This is a genomic window from Flavobacterium sp., assembly GCF_028712645.1.
Classification (GTDB): domain Bacteria; phylum Bacteroidota; class Bacteroidia; order Flavobacteriales; family Flavobacteriaceae; genus Flavobacterium.
The window spans coordinates 1-2,885 of the sequence record NZ_JAQTPQ010000358.1 but is presented as its reverse complement, the minus strand read 5'-3'; the positions used below and the strand labels follow the sequence as shown (position 1 = coordinate 2,885).

Below are 2,885 nucleotides of genomic sequence, written 5' to 3'. Positions count from 1 at the left end.
GACGACTTAATTAAGTTGCTGTAAATTTTAAAAATATGCAACTATCTGTCATCATTCTCAATTACAACGTTCGCTTTTTTCTGGAGCAATGTGTTTTAAGTGTCGAAAAAGCTTTAAATAACATTGACGGAGAAATTATTGTAATCGACAATAATTCCTCTGACAGCAGTTGTGCGATGATGAAGCAGCGTTTTCCGAATGTCAAACTCATAGAAAATAAAGAAAATTCAGGTTTTCCAAAGGGGAATAATATTGGAGTAAGCCAAGCAAAAGGCGAATACATTTGTATTTTAAATCCCGATACGGTTGTAGCCGAAGATACTTTCACGAAAGTATTGGCTTTTGCCAAAAAACAAAAAAATATTGGAATTATTGGCGTGAAACTCATTGATGGAACTGGAAATTTTCTTCCGGAAAGCAAAAGAGGAATTCCAACACCTTGGGTTGCATTTACCAAAATTATGGGTTTGTATAGGCTTTTTCCAAAGTCTTTCGGGAAATATTATGCCCAGCATTTATCTGAAAATGAAACCGGAAAAGTTGAGATTCTTGTGGGTGCTTTTATGTTGATGAAACGTGATTTGTATAATGAAATAGGAGGTTTTGACGAAAATTGCTTTATGTATTCTGACGATATTGATTTGAGTTATATGGCGTTGAAAACAGGAAAGTCAAATTTTTATTTCCACGAAACTTCAGTCATTCATTATAAAGGAGAAAGCACGATTAAAGATGGAACGTATATGAAACGTTTTCAGGAAGCGATGAATTTCTTTTATAAAAAACATTTTCGGGTATCTTTTTTCTTTTCTCTTTTTATGAAAATGGGAATTGTGTTTTTCTCCTTAGTCAAAATGTTTCAAGGGAAATCAAAACCAAAATCATCACCAAATAATTATATTTTGATTTCTGAGAATGAAATTTTGAAAGAAAAACTAGAAAATCAGTTCCAAAAACCAGTACAACTTCAAAATTTACCTCAAACGTTTTCGAAAAATAGAGCAACCGAGATTATTTTTGATCAAAATTATTCCGATTTCAAGACTATAATTGAAACATTAGAAGCAAATAAAAATAAGAGTTTTACTTTTAAAATTATCCCTAAATCAACTGATTTTATGATTGGTAGCAACAGTAGTTTTGATAGAGGCGAAGTTGTAAAAATTTTAGATTTAGGATTTTAGATTTAGGATTTCAGGTTTAAAAACTTTGCAACTTTTCGACTTTGTAGTAATACTAAAAATTCGTGTAAATTTGTCTAATTCGTGGTGAAAACTAAATATAATCACTAATTTTGCAGGCAGAAAACCAAAACCACTTTTTAAGTTAACAATATGGCAAGATTTGAATTAAAACTTCCAAAAATGGGAGAAAGTGTTGCAGAAGCAACCATCACAAATTGGTTGAAACAAGTTGGCGATAAAATCGAAGCCGATGAGGCTGTTCTCGAAATCGCAACTGATAAAGTCGATAGTGAAGTGCCAAGCGAGGTTTCAGGAATTTTAGTAGAACAATTGTTTGGGAAAGATGATTTGGTTCAAGTAGGGCAAACCATTGCTATTATTGAAACCGAAAGTAATTCTGTTTCCCAAAAGGTGAAAATTGAAGATATTGTTCCAGTTGAAGTTGCTGCAATTGAAAAAAGTGTTGAGGTTGTCAAAGAAACTCTTGCTACTCCAACTAATTTCTCGGATTCTGATAAATTCTTTTCCCCATTAGTAAAAAATATTGCCAAAGAAGAAGGGATTTCAGTTGCTGAATTAGAAAATATTTCTGGTTCAGGAAAAGACGGAAGAGTTACCAAAGAAGATATTTTGAAATTTGTTGCTGATAGAAAAATAGCCCCAAAAGCCATAAGCCAAGAACCAGTTATTTCTAAACCAGCACCAATCATTCAACAACCAACCCCAGTTTCTGTTAATGGAGGCGATGAAATCATCGAAATGGACAGAATGCGCAAACTGATTTCTGGTTATATGGTGGCATCAGTGCAAACATCGGCGCACGTGCAATCGTTCATAGAAGTTGATGTAACAAATATTGTAAAATGGAGAGAGAAAGTCAAAGCAACTTTTGAAAAAAGAGAAGGCGAGAAGCTGACTTATACTCCAATTTTTATGGAGGCTGTTGCTAAAGCTTTGAAAGATTTTCCAATGATGAATATTGCTGTTGACGGCGATTTCATTATCAAAAAGAAAAATATTAACCTCGGAATGGCCGCTTCATTGCCAAACGGAAACCTGATTGTTCCGGTTATTAAAAATGCTGACCAACTCAATTTAGTAGGAATGGCAAAGGCTGTGAATGATCTTGGAAGTCGTGCTAAAGCAGGAAAATTAAAACCAGACGATACACAAGGCGGGACTTATACAGTTACCAATGTGGGAACTTTTGGAAGCGTTTTCGGAACACCAATTATCAATCAACCACAAGTAGGAATTTTGGCTCTTGGAGCCATTCGAAAGGTGCCTGCTGTTATTGAAACACCCGAAGGAGATTTTATCGGCATTCGCCAAAAAATGTTTCTTTCTCACAGTTATGACCATCGAGTTGTTGATGGTGCCTTGGGAGGAAGCTTCGTAAAACGTGTTGCCGAATATCTAGAGGCATTTGATATAGATAGAAATTTCTAATTTTTGATATACTCTAAAACTATTAAATCCGACTGTTTTTAGGAACTTGTCGGTTTTTAATTTTTAAACTTTTTTAAACAATCGATGAACGGTAAGTTCAAAAAGATATATTTGTCATTCTAAAATTTATAAATGGAGCTCAAGCTTAATAAACCAATTTGTTTTTTCGACCTAGAAACCACAGGAATTGATGTCGCCAAAGATCGAATTGTTGAAATATCAGTTTTTAAAGTTTTTCCTAACGGAAATAAA

At 33.9% G+C, this 2,885-nt stretch carries 2 protein-coding genes and 1 pseudogene; all 3 read left to right on the top strand.

Annotation, left to right across the window (positions count from 1 at the left end; translation table 11 throughout):
• Nucleotides 1-35 precede the first annotated feature (35 nt).
• The gene (locus PHC28_RS17810) at nt 36-1,184 is read left to right on the top strand and encodes a glycosyltransferase family 2 protein (protein WP_300103682.1); all 1,149 of its coding nucleotides are present in this window, start codon (nt 36-38) and stop codon (nt 1,182-1,184) included.
• 150 nt (nt 1,185-1,334) lie between these two features.
• The gene (locus tag PHC28_RS17805) at nt 1,335-2,633 is read left to right on the top strand and encodes a dihydrolipoamide acetyltransferase family protein (RefSeq protein ID WP_300103678.1); all 1,299 of its coding nucleotides are present in this window, start codon (nt 1,335-1,337) and stop codon (nt 2,631-2,633) included.
• Nucleotides 2,634-2,765: 132 nt separating this feature from the next.
• Nucleotides 2,766-2,885, top strand: a pseudogene (locus PHC28_RS17800) (3'-5' exonuclease); the annotation flags it as partial.